Here is a 17,385-nt window from a genome sequence, read left to right as displayed (position 1 = left end):
TTATCCGTAAAATCAGTAAATCTCAAGCAAAATTAATTCCGTTCAAAATAAATAATAAAACTATCTTTGCTTCAGTGTGAAATTATTACATACTACTGCTAATATATTAATCCAAACAAAACCTACAAACATACTTCGCTGCATGAAAATTCCGCTTTCCTCGTCTTTGAGTAATATATACCTTCTCTGTTTAATTTTGTTGATGTGTTTTCAAATAGCTCCTGCGCAGACCAAAAAAAATCCTAAGAACGAATTCAATGTATTAAATGCAAAGTACCATTCTGGAAAGCTATCCGCACAGGATTATTTCGTAAAAGCAGATTCGGTCGTGCATCTCTTATTTTCAGAAGGCACCCATATCGAAACTAAGGAATTGGTCGATCTGCTCAGTCTTTACGAGCAGATCGCCTGGAGCAACAACGAATATCATAGGGCACGTATCAGCTATTACTATCTCTTCTTTAATAATGCGCGTATGTTTAAAAAGAAAGGCGCCTCCATGTATTACGCCGAAAAGATTACTGTAGCGTACAAAGAATATGGTGAAGGGCATCCCTTGATAGAGCAGCTACAAAAAAGTAAGATCTATCAGGAACAAAGGCTATACGACAAAATTGTTGATTTATTTAAGACAGAAAAAGAATACTTAGAATCCCTACCTGGGCTGCTGCAAAAGGACAGTGTCGACGAGTCAGTAGGTTTAAACGCGCTATATATCCTTTCACCTGTACTGACCGGATATATTGAGATGAACGACGCTACTTCTGTCCGTCAAATCGCTTTTTTGGCAAGGGAAATCGGTGTTGCTATTCGTGCTAAATATCCTATTACGAGACCTCAGATGCTGTATACTGATATGCTGATGATCGACATCGAGCTCTCTTTGGCAAACTTCGAACGAAGATATATAGATACCAAAAACCTATTGAATCAAATGGAGGGGCTAAAAGTCACCTACAAAGATCAGGCGACCAACTTTATCGATATCAACCTCGTACGGCTCCGTATGGAGAACTACCTGAACCTAAGAAATGTAGACAGTTTGCAGGCTTACATAATACGATATGAAACCTCACCAAATTTTGGCAAAGGCCAAGCGGCTGACCTTGCAGAATTCAAAGCTAAACTACAGGCATTGAAAGGGAACTATGCGCAAGCATATACTCACCTCACTGATGCACTAAAGCATGAACAGGATGTACAGGCCAGTCTAACTACAGAATTAAGCGACTTATTGTATGCCTACACACAGGCTGAGCATAGCAGTATAGCACTTGAAAAATCAGAAAAAGTAAAGCAGCAACGGACGTTTTGGTTAGTGCTGATTTCAGCAGCAGCTACTGCCATCATATTAGGAATCTACCTGATCATGGTGTATAGAAGCAAAAAAGCAAAAGAACAGCTAGAAGCACTCAATGATACCGCGAATATGCAAATTATTGCCTTGGAAGAAGCAAAATATCAGGCTGTCAGAGACGAACAACAACGCCTCGGCCAAGATCTTCACGATGGCCTTTCGTCATCTATCGCTGCTATCAGGCATCAACTGGAAACGCTCCTGTTGGACATTGACGATGACAGCCTTAAAAGTAAAATGACAATGATCAAAGCAGAAACAGAAAACGCCTATAGGGCCGCGCGAAGTAAAAGTCACGAGTGGTTCAATGCAGGCGATAAACAACTGGAACAGTCATTTGAAAAACAAATCAAGCAACTCACCGATAATTCGCTTCCGGATAGCCGATATAACAAAACCATACACATCGACGACGACTCCCTGCTCCATGTCGGTGTCGATAACAGGATCACCTTGCTTCGGATTATCCAGGAGGCCATCACCAACATTATCAAGCACGCAAAAGCTAAAAGTGTAGCAATTTTGATCTATGAAGAAGAAGACAAACTCATTCTGACAATCAATGATGACGGGATAGGCTTAGGTGACGTAAAGCAAAAAAATGGAAAATCAACAATGGGGCTGAATTCGATTCGTCGTCGGGTCGAATCCCTGGGTGGCAAAACTGAAATACATTCAGATACCAAGGGTACGGAAATAGCCGTATGCATACCTATACTTTAAGTGCGCAAAACAGAGCAATCAGATTAAGGCTTCTGCCTGAATGAAAAATTCGAAAATCTCACCGTACGTATTTAACTGAAAAATAGCATCTTTGCAGTATTATCCAGGTTATACTTAAATGAAAGAAACCGAACAAGACATAGTAAGAAGAAGCGAGGAAATCACCAATCAGTATTTTCAGTTTTTGGACAGGCATATCGCAGATGTAGCTTCAGGAAATGTCAGTGATTTCATGGAAATTAACCAGATTGCCGCCGAATTATTTATTTCCCATAAACATTTGACGGATACCGTTCAAAAAGAAACTGGAAATCACCCCTGCCATTTTTATGACCTTAAAATCATAGAAAAGGCCAAACAGATGCTTTTAGAGACAGACAAATCCATCTCTGAAATTGCGAAGACATTGACCTACGATCCATCCAATTTTTCAAAGTTTTTCAAAAATTTTGTCGGAGAAACACCTGGGCAATTCAGAAAATCAGCCGACAAATAAAAAGTCCCGAAAAGTTCACCACGATTTATATTTCTTGGTTCGCCATTTTTGTAATATAAAATGTATAACATTTAAAATCAAATACAATGGCAAGAAATGATTTAAATAACAAAGTAGTTCTAATCGCAGGGGGTGCAAAGAACTTAGGAGGCTTATTAAGCCGTAATTTTGCTTCAAAAGGAGCTAAAGTCGTTATACACTACAATAGCGACAGTAGCCGAGCTGATGCTGAAAAGACCTTGACAGACATCAACAATGCAGGTGGAGAAGCCTTCTTGTTTCAGGCAGACCTAACCAATGTCAAAAACATTACTAAACTTTTTGATGCAGCTATCGAAAGATTCGGAGGTATAGACATTGCTATTAATACCGTAGGTAAAGTATTGAAGAAGCCTTTTGCAGACACCACTGAAGAAGAATACGACTATATGAGTGATATTAACTCCAAAGTAGCCTATTTCTTTATTCAGGAAGCAGGAAAGAAACTGAATGAAAATGGAAAAATCAACACCATTGTAACCTCTTTATTAGCTGCATTTACGGGATATTACTCCACTTATGCTGGAGCAAAAGCTCCGGTAGAACACTTTACAAGAGCAGCTTCTAAGGAATTCGGTTCTCGCGGCATTTCAGTTACTGCCGTTGCTCCGGGTCCCATGGACACCCCTTTCTTCTACGGACAGGAGAGTGATGATGCTGTTGCTTATCACAAACAGGCTTCTGATCTAGGTGGCCTCACTGATATTAAAGATATTGCGCCATTAGTAGAGTTTTTGGTTACTGACGGGTGGTGGATTACAGGACAAACGATCTTTGCCAACGGTGGTTACACCACAAGGTAATAGAATATAGCTTTATGTTTTGAAAGGCAAATAGCGTTAGTGCTATTTGCCTTCTATTAAATTCCTAAAAGAAATAAGATAGATCAACTTGATCGATACAGGTACAAACACAATACTCTTATAATAATCCTTTTCGTATATGGCCCCCAGTCGTATTGCAAACACGAATTTATTGATTATTTTGCTTCTTCATTCATTAACTTTTCATCTGGTTTCACCATAAACAAGCATAGTGCTGCCACAATGATCAAAATAGAAGCAAGCCTAAAAATCAAGCCTAGATCTATATCCGCATCACGCAATGAGCCACCAAAATACAATCCGAGTCCCCCTACCAGGGTACCGCAAAAATTCAGAAACCCATATCCCGTGGCTCTATATTTAGGTTCGACAACCATACTAAGGATAGGCATCGTATTCGTATCGGTAAATGATTTACAGAACGTATAAATAATAAAGCAAAGTAGACTCAGCATAAGAATCGTTGCATAACTAGCCAAAAATATAGCTGGTGCTGCAATACACAAACCAATAAATGGCATCCATATCCTCGATTTACTATTTCTTTTACTCCATAGATCAGTAATATAACCTCCGATCAATACGCCCAATATAGCAGCCGTGAAAACATAACCTGTTGAATAAACACCTGCTTGAGTTTGTGTCAGATCAAATTTCTCTTTAAAGTAAGTTGGTAACCAACCTACAATCAACCAAGACACTACACTTATCAGACCAAAAAAGAGCAAGATCAATATATAAGAACGTTTTCCAAACAACACTGCAATAGTCTTTTTGAATTCCACTTTATCTTCTTTGACTTTTTCCGCCACATGATCAGACTTAGGAGCGTCTTTAAGAAAAAACAATAGAATTACAGCATAACAAATCCCAAAGATTCCAAAAATTGAAAAAGCATAGTTCCAGGTGTGATTTTCGGCAATCCAGCCCCCCAGAAAACCTAAGCTTTGGCCCGCCATTATCCCTGCCATATGCACACCGGTAGCGAGCGAGCGTGTGCGTCCCGTATGGTAGTCCATTATTAACGATAGCGCTGCCGGGATGTAACAAGCCTCACTGATTCCCATCAAAGCTCTTGTAACCAAAAGCTCTGGAAAAGTTGTGGCAAGTGATGTCATCCAAGTGACCAAAGACCAGACAAATAGACTAAAAATAATGACCCTGCTTTTACTGTACTTATCAGCTAGAAAACCAGCAAATGGACTGAATAAACCATAGACCCATAAAAAAACAGCTGTTAATAATCCAAACTGAGCATCCGTCATTGGGATAGACCCAACAATAGATCCCCGCATGGTCGTAATCATGGTTCTATCGATATAATTCAATAGTGCAATAATAAATAACGAGGCGACGATCAGCCAAGGTTTTAGGTTCATTTTAGTTGAGGTATCTGTCATAATTGTAATTGGTTATTGCTTCAATAAGATAACAAAGGTTAGAGTTTCTCTAGTACTTTTCTCGCTTTTTCTAATGTATATTCAATTTCGGCTTCTGTATGTGCGGTACTGATATACCAAAGACCTCGCCCAATTATACGGATTCCCTCTTCCTGCAAACCTATCACAAATCGGGACAGTTTTCCTTTGTCAGCGTAAAGTGTCCCCCTATAATCCTTAGGAAGACCATCAACGGCAAAAAATGTATTAAACATGGGCCCCATTCCACTGACCATCAGATTCTGCTTTGTCTCTTCCCCTACAGCACGCAATCCATTCATCAATTTCTTACCTAGATAAAACATACGTTCATAGGGTTTTTCTTTTTCCAATACACGAATGGTTGCCAGTGCCGCTGCAATCGTAGGATTACTGGAGTTCATAGTACCTGCATGAATCACCTCACCCGAGGCAATACAGTCCATCCATTCACTCTTGCCTACTATTGCACTAATTGGATAGCCACTTCCCATAGCCTTCGCAAAAATGGAGAGATCAGGCGTTATCCCAAAAAAACTCTGGGCTCCCCCCAGTCCCAAGCGAAATCCAGTAATGACCTCATCCATAATCATACAGATACCGTATTTATCACAAAGGCTACGTACCCCTTCCAAAAACCCTTCTTCGGGAGGGATACAACCGTTATTACACATCACCGGTTCCGTAATGATCGCAGCAATATCTTGATGATGTCTACTTAATGCCGCTTCCAATAATCCTAGATTATTCCAAGGAAGAATCAAAAACTCGTCCCTGCTACCAGCCGAAATCCCCTTGGACCATGGATAGACATTTGGGTTCGATTCCTCACCTAGTTGCTCTACACCAGGAGTGGAGATGCCCCATGCTACATTGTCAAGCCATCCATGATAATGACCTTCAAAACGTAAGAACTTATTTTTTCCAGTCTTTGCACGTGCCACCCTAAAAGCAGTTTGCACCGCTTCAGAACCATCCAGACAAAAGCGTATTAATTCGGCAGAAGGTATAAGCTCACAAATCTTTTCAGCGAGTTCTATTTCCTGAATATGTTGACCTGCATAAAGTTGACCGCTGTCCGAATAAGAATTCACTGCAGCCAGTACCTCAGGATGCGAATGTCCAAGTATTAGCGGCCCCTGACTCAATGTGAAATCCAGGTACTCATTACCATCCACATCAATAATCTTCGTTCCTACACCGCCTTTATAAAAAAGGGCGTGTGGATGGTTATATTTTCTAAACTCAGAAGAAACACCTCCAGCTAACACCTTAGATGCCCTTTCTAACATTATTTTTGATTCCGTATATTTTCTCATGATCATTTATTTTCGGTTTATAGTTTTTCAATATCAACAGCCAAATTCGTATTCGTTCGTACCCCAGGGCCTATTTCCCCGTTGATAAGCACCGCTTTCTTTCCTATCTGAACCACAGGCAAAGTCAAACGCATTTCCTTTTTGGGCAATACGCCCACCTTCTTCCAGCTATCTTTAGCTATTTTATATACATACACATCATTTAAGAATCCTGGATGCGTTTTAGGATCAGCATGCTGCGCTGTGTTATGGTCGAGCCCCCCCAAAAAAACAACCTCTCCTTTCCTATTTACGGGCGCCTGAACAGGACCTGCAGCTACCCCTATAGGGCTCGAAGACAACTGCCGCCATACACCTCCTGCCAACCTACCCTCTTTAACCCTAGGCTCAAAACAATAAGCATCGCTCAATATGATTCTCTTTGTGACTGCCCCTTCCTTTTCAATTGCAATCCCAGAAAAAATATAAAATCTGCCATCAAAAACAGCACTTACCGCATTTATTCGCGCTGGACCAGGTACATCAGGAAGATTTATCCAGATATCCCTTTTTATATCATAGGCTAGAAATACATTGCTGGGTGTACCATCTTGCGTTTTAGAACCGGTCGCTACAAACATCCAATCGCCCATTTTTGCACCACTCATATTGGCTAAAGTAAATGGCATATCCCTTAGTTGTTCACATACGTAGGTTCCATTCTTATGAATTATCCTTAGCGTTGAAGACAAAGGTTTGTTATCTGTTGTATTTCCCCCACATACCAATAAGCCTTCCTTCAATGAGGCAGAAATTCCATAGGCCATTTCTATCGGAAGTTTTAGAGATAGTTCCTTCCATACCTTTCCGTTCTTTTCTAGACTATAAATGGTATTATGCCACCTCTTAACTCCTCCCTCCCAAGGCATTTTATCTGGGAAATTTGCTCCGCCAGCCGCTAAAATCCCTCCTTTCACCTCCGCAGCATACATCGCAGCAAAACCTATTTTATCTGGGATAGAAGGATAGTGTTCGCTATCTAAAGTGATCTTAACCTGACTTTTAACTTGTGCTTCCTGTACTAATAATGTCATTACTATTGCTAATTTTAAAACGGTCTTCATATATCAATATCTTAATTTACCAACTCGACCAACCGCCGTCTACCACTAGATTATGTCCTGTCATATAAGAAGATGCATCCGATGCCAAAAAAATGATCGGCCCCATGATATCTTTATCTTCTGCAAAACGTCCCATAGGCGTCAGCCTTCTATAATTTTGAGTAAATTCAGTTTCACCGAAACTATTGGCCACGCCTGGTCCGTAGCCTCCAGGGCTCAGACAGTTTGCCCTTATACCATATTTACCATAATAGTTGGCAATCCATTTGGTAAAGCCTACGATGGCCCATTTGTCGTAAGTATAATTGACAGGGCTTGTCATTCCCGTCTGTCCATATACTTCAAAATTTGGCCCTACGACAGATTGAATAGACCCGATATTAATGATATTACCGCTTCCCCGCTTTTGCATATCCGATAGAACCGCTTGCGTCAATAGCATGGTCCCTGTAGAATTAATACGTTGTGCATTCTCCCATTCTTCTTTACTCATATCGGCAAGGTTTTTAAAACCATCGCGCGACACCGCGTTATTAACTAATATATCGATCTGACCAAATTCTTCTACGATCTGTCCGACTACTTCTTTAATACTACTTTCACAACTTAGATCTAGCCCATAACCATGGGCATCCAAACCGGCGCTGCGTAATTCTTTAGCGTATTCTTCGCACAACGCAGCATTTCTTGATGCAATAATGACTTTAGCCCCAGCTTCGGCCAACGCGCGTGACATGGGTTTACCAAACAACCCATAACCACCTGTTATTAAAACGACTTTATCAACTAAAGTAAACAGTCTATTTATATTATTTTCCATAGTCTAGGTGTTAAAATTGTTTCTGATATAGATCTAAATTTTTGCTCTGCTTCCTTTCTTAATCCGGTCGAAATAGCGGGCCCGTGCATCATACCGATATTTTCTACAATCTGTATCGGTTGTTCAGCGCCGAACACGATACTGGATACGCCGGGTAGATCGCGGATATAAGAAAAACAAAACTGTGCGACAGACATTTCTGCTTTATCCGCCAAACTCTGTAGTTCCGACAAGGCAATACTAGCTTCTTTAAGATTTCCAGTCAATGTATTAGGCTGCCGCAATAGCAAGCCTTTCAAAAAGACACTTCTGGCAATCACCGTTTTATTGGCTTTACATAACTGATCCCAAGCCTCATCTTGTATTAACCGTTGATCGAATACATTAAGTGGAACCTGAAACACCTCAAATGCGCCAATATCGACAACATTCTTTAGCTCAGACGGATGATCAATGGATAAGCCCCCATGCCGTATTAGCCCCTGCTTTTTAAATCTTTCAAGGATTTCCGGCACCAATCGAATCATCTGTTCTTGATCTAGATCAGATGTATTATGAAATAACAAAACTGGAAGAGCCTCCAACTTTAAGGCCTTTAAGCTTTTGCGCAAACTTATTGTGGCCTCTCGAAGGGCAACCTCCTTATTTTTCAACGCTTCATTCGAGAGCTTAAATTTGGAAACAATTAACGGTTTTACTGACGATCGTTCCGCAAATTCACCGATGATAGCCTCTGCATCTCCATACTCTCTCGCCGTATCAAAGCACGTGACCCCTTGTTTGTATGCTTCCTCAAGCATGCGTAAACTCGCCTTCGTATCTGGTCGCTTTTGATCTTCAAAAACACCATAGGATATCCCGAGAGCCACCGTACCCATCGTCAAGGGCGGAATACTTATTTTTTTATCTCCTTTATGCATACCATATCATTCTAACTTTTCCTCCCTTAGGTTCAGATACTCCGCCTGTTAATATCAAGCGTCCATTCTGCGCGCAAATATTACTGCTTAACGGAAACCCTACGTCAAATCCATAGCATTCTTTAGTGCTAATATCCACACGATATATTCTTCCCATACCATAATGTGCTATCCAGAGATTCCCCTGTTGGTCAAGCGCCAGACCATCCGGCAGATTACCTATTTCCTGCCTATTACTGTTCACAGGCAGATCCAACCACACCGAAGGCTTTGCTCCTTTCTCTGTTAAATCAATACTAAGTATTCTATTTTGGTAGCTTTCTGCTACCAGCAGTCTATTATTAACTTTGTCCAGTACAATGCCGTTTGGGTAATCCAACTCCGCAGAGAGCAAATGTGCCTCACCAGCTAGATCCACAAATACAACCTGCCCCAATTCGCGTACCGAGTCCGTAAAATAGAAACTACCATCAGGTTCAACCCATAGATCATTGGGAGAAACTACTTTGAAACTCCCCTTTGTCCCGTCATAGGCACAATACTTATACTTCCCGTCTCTATCAAAAACCAGGATATTAGAGGCCAGTGTATTGCATACCCAATGATTCCCTTCGGCCGATATATACTGCCCGTTTGGACTCTCACACGCCCCCCACTCATCCATTGTCAGAAGACAATCAATTTTTAGTATTTTACCCCCCAACAGGTTGGTAACATATACATTTCCATCGCGATCGATAACAGGCCCCTCCGTATAAAACTCCGTATCCAGACATATATCCTTAGTAATTTTCAGCTTTAAATCGTTGACTAGTATCATTATTCAGTCTGTTATTATTTCAAAAGGTAACATAGGTCTCCTCCTATGGATATAGCTAAACTGAGTAGCATCTGCGCTACATTCACCAGGTGTGTGTACTTTCACATGTTCAGTACAGATCGAACTGAATGCAGCTATTGGAGCATTGACACCTTTGGCCACAATCCACTCTAGTTTTTCTATGGGTACAGCACATACTTCTAATTGTTTACTACTAAATGGTGGCGTACGCGAGGAGGTCAATAGTATCCAATTGCTATTTGCGGTCTTTACTAAAGCCACCCTCCCCATATCGTAATGAACCTGTCCACCATGTCTCGGTTCCTTTTCCTCAAACCGCCCATCTTGGATATCCATCAATGTCACCCGATATGCCGCCTTAGCATTTACCGGATTGTATGTTGAAAAGCTGATATCCAACTCTGTACCCAAGGCCAGTTTATCCATTTCTAAAACTAGTTCTGGCGCATAGATACAGCAGTATACATTTTGAATATGGCGTTCTTCCATTTTATCCAGCACATAGCTACTGTTCCCCATAGCACCGCCGCCAACATTATCTCCCATATCCAGCACGAGCAGTGGCTTCTGCCAGTGCCTATCCAGCACCGCTTCAATAGTTACCCGAGCACCCACAAAACGATCATAATAAGACGCCACACAGGCTTTCAATTTATCTTTTAATCCCGTTGTATTTACATCACGCTCGCTAAGCAAAACTATGGATGATCCCATCTCAAGCACGTCAGCATAAGGGAATCCCAAGATAAAGCTCATATCGTATCCGTCATTCCGGCTCACGATTTCATTTAGCTCCCTGTACAACGACAGACAGGGTTCTACATCTGTTTCCTGCTGTTCGATACTCATGGATGCTGGAAATTGAATAAGCTCTTGCTTTATCTTCATATTATCAAATAACATCTTGCGCAACAAGATAGCCACACGGAGCCCAGTCTCCCTTTGGTCCAGATGCGGATTAGTACGGTATGCTAGTAAAGCATCTGTAGCGTCCAACATCTTCTGGCTCACGTTAGCATGTGGGTCCAACGACCCAACGATACAGGTATCATCTCTAACACATGTACGCACAGCAGAGAGCCAGTCTCCATCCATGTCCCGCTCCGTCTCACTTACCGCCGCACCATGAGCCACTACATAGACTGCATCCAGAGGCAACACAGACTTAATACCTTCTATCAGGCTAGCTTTCAGCCTTTCATAGCATTCTCTCCCAATAATACCTCCAGGAGTTGCTTCCGCGAAAAAAACAGGAAGCAATTCCATGTTACTATCCATAACTCCTTCTATAAAGCCTCCTATTTCGTGAAACGCATCAACATATTCATCCAGAATCTCCCGTCCCACAAGAAGATGGCCGTCTTCAAAATCACTCCATTCTGTACCTTTCTTACAGAAGGTATTAGATTCATTATAAAGCCCGACAATAGCTACCCTTTTCTTTGTCATTACAGCTTAGGATATATATACTACGGCATCTACCTCAAATTTCAGCAAAGTACCCAAACATCCTATTAGAGTCGTCCGAGTTGGAAAAGGTGTCGAAAAATACCTTCTATATATTTGGTTGAACTCCGTTAAATCTTCCTGTCTCCCTACATAGTTCCTGACCTGCACCACATCCGACATATGATATCCGGCAGCCTCGATAATTCTTTTTAAATTTTCAAAGGACCGGATACATTCCTCTTCAAATGACCCGACCACGATATTTCCCTCCAGGTCTACAGATGCCTGTCCCGAAATAAACATATAGTCGCCACACTTTACAGCCGGTGAAAATGGTAGGTGACTTGTAGGAACACCATCGCCATGTATAAACTCTTTCATACGATTAACTTTTACTATTTAAATATACTTTGTGTCAACTCCTGAAGATCCATAATATAGTTACAATCATCAGCTGTATAGATTTTATCCAAAGACTTCAGATCTTTCGGACCATTGCCTGTGATCAAGCATACTATTGGTTCATTTTTATTTATTCGTCCGTCTTTTATAGCCTGTGCCAATCCTGCCAACGCTACTGCTCCCGCAGGCTCACAGAATATGCCTTCCTTCCTTGCCAATATCTGCTGACAGTAATACACCTCTTCATCATCCACTAGAGCCCCACTTGTATTGGGATTACTGCTACGATCTATGATAGCCTGTGCATCCAAAAGCGAAGGCACCTGTAGCCCACTTATTGAAGACCTACTTTTTGCCAGCGGTTTCATAACAGTACTTTTATCATTTAAAGCTGTCGCTATGGTATCATTTCCCTTAGGTTGTACCACATACAAGGTGGGCGCCTCAAAACCTGCGTTCATCTTTCCGTAGGTATCATATCCTCGTTGCATCGCATGAAAAAGACCACCTCCACCTGCAGGTACAAAGCAATACTTGGTTTCAGGCAGCTCGTCGGCCAATTCAAATGCGATTGTCTGAACACCTTGCATACCTATTGGCGAGTAGCAGAAAGCACTGATCTCTAAGCTCATCCCTTCTTTTAATGCCAGTTTACTCAGATATTCCATGATCTCTGTTGTGCAGGTCGCAGTGATCCCAAAATCACGCACCATAAACAGATCAGCACCATACACTCCCATTTGCTGCAACTTACCAAAGGGCGCACCGTCTACAATGATGATCTTACAAGGCATCTTAGCTGCCGTACTAAAAGCAGCCAAGGCTGCTCCAGTATTACCACTTGAAGTCGCCAAAATAGATGTCTTTTTCTGTTCAAGCGCATTCGAAACCGCCATTGCTGCAAATCGATCTTTGTAAGACCCGGTAGGGTTCAGATTTTCCAACTTAAAGTATAGCTGTTCCAGTCCCCACATTGGACCTATATTCTTTGACTTTAGCAAAGGTGTATTTCCTTCCCCTAAGCTTATTCTATTTTCGACATGGATAGTTGGCATCCAATGTGCGTATCTCCAAATACCTTTCAAAACTCATCCGATTTTAGGCGTCTCTTTGACGCGTACGAACTAAAATTACTACTCAATCCACCGTCTACGGTAATAGCAGTTCCTGTTATAAAACTAGCATCCGAAGAGGCTAACCATATAGCAACAGCCGCTATTTCATTGGCACTAGCCGAACGTCCTTCGGGTGTACGATCTTCAATCTCCTCCACCAGTTTAGCGCTGACGTTATTTCCACCAGCATCTGTATAATCACTACTAAGTGAGGTCTTCACATTTCCAGGTCTTATAGCTACCGCTCTAAATCCATGCCTCCCATAGAGTACGGCCAGTTCCTTGGTAAGACTTTCCATAGCCCCTTTACAGACCACATATGCCGATGCATATCCTGCCACTAGCTCAGACATGATACTCGACATATTAATAAACACACAAGACTTCTTTTGCTTAATGAGAGCTTCGGCAACCATTTTAGCTAAAAATGCTGGTGCAGTCACATTAATTGCCAAGGTTTTATTCCACACCTCCAAGGAAGATGTTCTCAAGCTATCTGTAGTACGCCAGGCAGCGTTATTTACAACAACATCAATCCGACCCCATTTTTGCATACATCGATTTACGATTTCCTGTAAAAAATCTACTTCTTGCAAATCTCCCTCAATCAAAAGAATATGATCCTCAGTATATCCATATTCAGCGACCTTGCTGTTCATATTTGTTTGAGGAAGGTCGACCAGTCCTACAGCATAGCCTTCATTATAAAAACGGTTTACCATTGCCCATCCTATACCATGAGCAGCGCCCGTTATCAATGCCACACGTTTTTCCATAAATTATTCCCCGTCCAGTTCAAGTATTCCACCCAATGATTCACCTATTTTAACAAAAGGTTCGCTCCTTACAAACAATACCAATCCATTCGACTCTGCTTTAATCTGTGTTACAAGGCCCGTTTTAGGATCACATATTTCCCCCCACATTTGCCCTGTCACGATTCGTTGCCCAACCTTGACGCTAACTTTAAAAACACCTTCGCAGCTGGCTAACATTTTACCTTGCAAATAGCCACTTTCCGGCTTACTATCCTCTTTAAAAAAAGCAGTATATCCCTCCCAATCACACATAGCCTCGGTATATTGTTTCAGCATTCCTAAATGTTCTAATACCTGCATACAGCCCTGCACATAGCTAGTTATCACGATATCCCTTATAGGCCCAGGCCCACCAAACTCGACGTATATGGCTGGGACGGCAGCATCGCGCGCTACCGACAGCGTACGTCCATTAGGCTTTGTATCCGTTCCCCATATGCCAGGCAACCCAAATGCTTTCGCCATCTCTCGCTGCTTGTCCAATATCTGTGGATCTGCATGCAGCATATACCCCGCCATGGGGTAGATATCAAACAATCGTCCACCGGTGTGCAGATCAATCAGATAATCCGACTGCTGTATCAGCGCTGATACAGCAGCGGCAGCCCGCATCGTCTCTGAACCCGAGATGTCACCAGGGCAGCATCGCGCCAGATCCTTTCCATCCGCACCTAGGCGACTCGCATGTCTGTATGCAGTATCATTTACTATAGGCACCAGCAATACTTTGCCACAGTGCAGATGTGCCTTAAGCAAACCATTCAACTGCTTCACAGCCAACATAGGTTCATATTCATCACCATGAACTCCAGCCAGTATCAGTACTACAGGTCCTGCGGCTCCCGATTCAAGGTTATATACAGTCAAATCAGTGTTTCCCTTCATAATATGCTCCTCCGCACGTAGCGTCTTTAGGATCAAAAATCCCCAAATACCTAAAAATAACCTGTGCAATGATCTGGTGACCATACCCATTCGGGTGCAATGCATCATTCATAAATTTTTGGTTCACCAAACCGGGATATTCCTCATGGAGCGCCTTCGACCAATATGTATAATTATCAATGAATAGGATCTTTTCCTTATCCACCAATCTGATCATTGCCTTTACATAGTCGGGCAAATTCTTACGCTCTTGTGCCAACTCAGTAATAATCGTAGGTGGGGATATCAATACAGGTATCGCATTTTCGGATCGTATTCTACCGATACAGGCTTCCAAATTTTTAATATACTCCTCTACTGAGACCTCTTTAGTGTCGGCTGCATCATTCGTTCCCAACATAATAAAGACGACGTGGGGTCGATATTGGCTCACGCGCCAATCCATATCATTCCAAAGATCTCTACTGGTATTACCAGAGACCGCCGAATTCAAAACAGCATCCCTAGAGCGTCCTTTCTCCCATCGGACACGCTCCGCAAAAACCTCGGAATACGAACGCATGCCATGCGTATGTTTGGCCCCTTGGGTAATACTATCGCCCGTAAACAACCACTTTACCGGCTCCTTACGTACTAATAGTGCTTGCAAAGCATGCCGTTCGTCAGATCCCTCCAATACATTTCTAAAGTTAGGCTCGATGCCACTGGTCAGCACTAAGCCCCCCAGTAACGAGCCAAGCCCTACAAGAAAACTTTTCCTTCCGTACATCCGTTATTTCTTATAAATATCCTTCAATGCCAAAAGGGCTATATCCGTGACTGCCAGATGTGTTTTTTCTTTCTGACTACCCGCACAATAGGCTAGCAAGACATTCTTTTTATCAAAATGAATCCCCATATAACAATACCATCCATCCGGATCTATCTCAATATTTTTAATATGCTGCCAGGATTTCCCTTCATCTTTAGATATAGCAATAGTCAAGGGCGTACGCTTTCCCTTAATAGCCGGCTTTGAACCATCATTATCATTCCAGATAGCAAACAAGTCACCCGTACTCGGTATACGCTCAATACTCGCCGGCGATAATGGCGAATTCAAATTATACTTAACCGCCCTCGTCCATGAATGCCCTTTATCGCTTGAGTATGAGACTAGCTGTGCATTTGCTGAAGCGCGGATAAACATCATGACGCGCCCATCTTTGAGCTCGACCACACCAGGTTCCTGCGTAATGATATCACTCGGTGAGTCGACTTCTGTACCAGCCTTCCAGGTTTTGCCCTGATCGTCCGAGTAATAACTAAACAACTGCGCTCTATCTTTCCACTTCCCACCGGGTACCTGGTGTAGTGCTACAGCCATCAGCAATCGCCCATTTTTAAGCTGAATGACGCGGTCATTATTCAACACAAAATATCCCTTTTTATCAGTTATACACACCACCGGCTCAGACCAAGTATTACCTTCATCTTTAGAAAACCGCACCAAAGGAATACAATCCTGCTCCGAGTTTTTCTTTAAATAAAACAAAGCGATCTGTCCATTTTGCAGACGAAGTAGCGATACGGACATCACATTCATATCCCCTTCCTGCTCGACTATCGTCACATCATCTTTAGACCAAGTCTTTCCTCCGTCCGAAGAGTAGCGAGCAGCCAGATATGCTGGATCGTGATCCCCACCATTCCCTGACGTATATCTCGAGTACACAAACATGATCTTTCCGTTCTTCAGCGTAACAAAGGATCCTTCGCTATTTCTTGGATTTCCAGCACCAGGCGCCAATTTCAGCACTACATTGTTTTTTAACGCAACATTGTCTTGGGCCACAGTTGGCTGCATAAAACACGTCGAAAACAAGGTTACCGCTGCAACATAAAATAAGGTTTTCTTTTTCATTTGATTAAATTTGATTTATATCTGTCATAGGAAGGCGCCTCCAACAATAATCTGAAGGCACATTCCATTATGTCACCTTTGCTACAAATACATATGTACTACATATTTATTCTAAGCTAAACAATTAAAAGTACACCACCAAATATTTTTAATAAAAAAATACATATAGTTAGTGTATAGCAAATTAATAACACATTTTTTCACAATAAAATAAGTATTACTTATATTTGCCTCATGATACAGGACTCAAAAATATCGGGGATCAAACCCATTGAAAACATGACTCAGGTAGATCGTATTGAAATGAACCTTCATGATTACTTCCGTAATGAAAATTTTCAACCTGGCGATGCTATTCCAAAGGAACTTGAATTGGCTGAGGCCATGGGAGTGAGCAGGACAGCTATGCGCGAAGCACTAACACGCTTTAAAACTCTCGGTATTATTGAGTCTAGAAAAAACCGGGGTATGGTTATCACCCAACCGGATGTTCTTCAAAATATGAATCGTGTCCTCAACCCTCAATTATTGGATCAAGAGACCATGCAGGAATTTTTTGAGCTACGACTGGTTATTGAAATGGGTGTTGCTGACCTCCTATACCTTCGCAAGACCGAAGCAGATCTCAAGAAACTGGAAGTCATTATTGAGAAGGAAACTGCCTCAACCAATAAGCTCGAAAAACTAAAACTTGACATCGAATTTCATGCTACCCTATATCAGATTTCAGGCAATAAAACTATTGAACGATTTCAAAAGATTTTAATGCCCATCTTTGACTACATGAAGAATGATCTTCATATCCGAAGCCAAGAAGAAGATGAAAATTACGTATCGCACAAAGTTCTTTTGAAGATTCTACGTGAGGGTACGGCGGAAGATTTTCGATTAGGTATGCATAAACATTTAATGCAATACTTTGAACAAATAAAATAAAAAAGCCAGACTTATCA

Annotated in this window: 17 protein-coding genes; 4 read left to right on the top strand and 13 right to left on the bottom strand. The window is 41.8% G+C overall.

What is annotated here, in order from left to right; genetic code table 11:
* Window positions 1-202 precede the first annotated feature (202 nt).
* The 3 genes from CLV99_RS03675 to CLV99_RS03665 all read left to right on the top strand — a co-directional run bounded on the left by CLV99_RS03675 (window position 203) and on the right by CLV99_RS03665 (window position 3,418).
* Window positions 203-2,080 (top strand): sensor histidine kinase, encoded by a 1,878-nt coding sequence (locus CLV99_RS03675; protein ID WP_162850015.1) that lies wholly within the window; start codon window positions 203-205, stop codon window positions 2,078-2,080.
* Window positions 2,081-2,198: 118 nt separating this feature from the next.
* On the top strand, window positions 2,199-2,576 hold the full coding sequence (locus CLV99_RS03670; protein WP_133583132.1) for a helix-turn-helix domain-containing protein: 378 nt from the start codon (window positions 2,199-2,201) through the stop codon (window positions 2,574-2,576).
* An 86-nt stretch (window positions 2,577-2,662) separates the two neighbouring features.
* On the top strand, window positions 2,663-3,418 hold the full coding sequence (locus CLV99_RS03665; RefSeq protein WP_133583131.1) for an SDR family oxidoreductase: 756 nt from the start codon (window positions 2,663-2,665) through the stop codon (window positions 3,416-3,418).
* Between the two features lie 176 nt (window positions 3,419-3,594).
* On the opposite strand, the gene CLV99_RS03660 is transcribed toward CLV99_RS03665, so the two are convergent.
* Genes CLV99_RS03660 through CLV99_RS03600 form a run of 13 tightly spaced genes read right to left on the bottom strand, consistent with a single transcriptional unit; the run spans window position 3,595 to window position 16,432 of the window.
* Window positions 3,595-4,839: an MFS transporter gene (locus CLV99_RS03660; protein ID WP_133583130.1), complete on the bottom strand. Its 1,245-nt coding sequence runs from the start codon at window positions 4,837-4,839 to the stop codon at window positions 3,595-3,597.
* 38 nt (window positions 4,840-4,877) lie between these two features.
* The gene (locus tag CLV99_RS03655) at window positions 4,878-6,176 is read right to left on the bottom strand and encodes an aspartate aminotransferase family protein (RefSeq protein WP_246032687.1); all 1,299 of its coding nucleotides are present in this window, start codon (window positions 6,174-6,176) and stop codon (window positions 4,878-4,880) included.
* Window positions 6,177-6,193: 17 nt separating this feature from the next.
* On the bottom strand, window positions 6,194-7,249 hold the full coding sequence (locus CLV99_RS03650; RefSeq protein ID WP_133583128.1) for a hypothetical protein: 1,056 nt from the start codon (window positions 7,247-7,249) through the stop codon (window positions 6,194-6,196).
* Window positions 7,250-7,295: 46 nt separating this feature from the next.
* Entirely contained in the window at window positions 7,296-8,099 is an 804-nt protein-coding gene (locus tag CLV99_RS03645) for an SDR family oxidoreductase (protein WP_162850014.1), read from the bottom strand.
* Window positions 8,084-9,019 carry an aldo/keto reductase gene (locus CLV99_RS03640; protein ID WP_133583127.1) on the bottom strand — a complete coding sequence of 312 codons (936 nt, stop codon included), beginning with the start codon at window positions 9,017-9,019 and terminating at the stop codon, window positions 8,084-8,086. The genes CLV99_RS03645 and CLV99_RS03640 overlap by 16 nt, the downstream gene beginning before the upstream one ends.
* A complete protein-coding gene (locus CLV99_RS03635; protein WP_133583126.1) occupies window positions 9,012-9,839 on the bottom strand; it encodes an SMP-30/gluconolactonase/LRE family protein in 828 nt (275 codons plus the stop codon). Before CLV99_RS03635 ends, CLV99_RS03640 begins: the two co-directional genes overlap by 8 nt.
* Window positions 9,840-9,842: 3 nt before the next feature.
* Window positions 9,843-11,309 (bottom strand): M81 family metallopeptidase, encoded by a 1,467-nt coding sequence (locus CLV99_RS03630; protein WP_133583125.1) that lies wholly within the window; start codon window positions 11,307-11,309, stop codon window positions 9,843-9,845.
* A 6-nt stretch (window positions 11,310-11,315) separates the two neighbouring features.
* Window positions 11,316-11,690 (bottom strand): RidA family protein, encoded by a 375-nt coding sequence (locus CLV99_RS03625; RefSeq protein ID WP_133583124.1) that lies wholly within the window; start codon window positions 11,688-11,690, stop codon window positions 11,316-11,318.
* Between the two features lie 14 nt (window positions 11,691-11,704).
* Window positions 11,705-12,796: a pyridoxal-phosphate dependent enzyme gene (locus CLV99_RS03620; protein WP_133583123.1), complete on the bottom strand. Its 1,092-nt coding sequence runs from the start codon at window positions 12,794-12,796 to the stop codon at window positions 11,705-11,707.
* Window positions 12,793-13,602, bottom strand: a complete 810-nt coding sequence (locus CLV99_RS03615; protein ID WP_133583122.1) for an SDR family NAD(P)-dependent oxidoreductase — start codon at window positions 13,600-13,602, stop codon at window positions 12,793-12,795. Before CLV99_RS03615 ends, CLV99_RS03620 begins: the two co-directional genes overlap by 4 nt.
* A 3-nt stretch (window positions 13,603-13,605) precedes the next feature.
* Window positions 13,606-14,529: a succinylglutamate desuccinylase/aspartoacylase family protein gene (locus CLV99_RS03610; protein ID WP_211348402.1), complete on the bottom strand. Its 924-nt coding sequence runs from the start codon at window positions 14,527-14,529 to the stop codon at window positions 13,606-13,608.
* On the bottom strand, window positions 14,513-15,298 hold the full coding sequence (locus CLV99_RS03605; protein WP_133583121.1) for an SGNH/GDSL hydrolase family protein: 786 nt from the start codon (window positions 15,296-15,298) through the stop codon (window positions 14,513-14,515). The genes CLV99_RS03610 and CLV99_RS03605 overlap by 17 nt, the downstream gene beginning before the upstream one ends.
* Window positions 15,299-15,301: 3 nt before the next feature.
* Window positions 15,302-16,432 (bottom strand): sialidase family protein, encoded by a 1,131-nt coding sequence (locus CLV99_RS03600; RefSeq protein WP_133583120.1) that lies wholly within the window; start codon window positions 16,430-16,432, stop codon window positions 15,302-15,304.
* Between the two features lie 234 nt (window positions 16,433-16,666).
* Here CLV99_RS03600 and CLV99_RS03595 point away from each other — a divergent pair, with 234 nt between their 5' ends.
* Window positions 16,667-17,368 carry a FadR/GntR family transcriptional regulator gene (locus CLV99_RS03595; RefSeq protein ID WP_133583119.1) on the top strand — a complete coding sequence of 234 codons (702 nt, stop codon included), beginning with the start codon at window positions 16,667-16,669 and terminating at the stop codon, window positions 17,366-17,368.
* Window positions 17,369-17,385 lie beyond the last annotated feature (17 nt).

The sequence above is a fragment of the Sphingobacterium yanglingense genome (genome assembly GCF_004363245.1).
Taxonomy (GTDB): domain Bacteria; phylum Bacteroidota; class Bacteroidia; order Sphingobacteriales; family Sphingobacteriaceae; genus Sphingobacterium; species Sphingobacterium yanglingense.
Note: the sequence above shows the minus strand (reverse complement) of the source record. Positions and strands in the feature narration are given on the sequence as shown.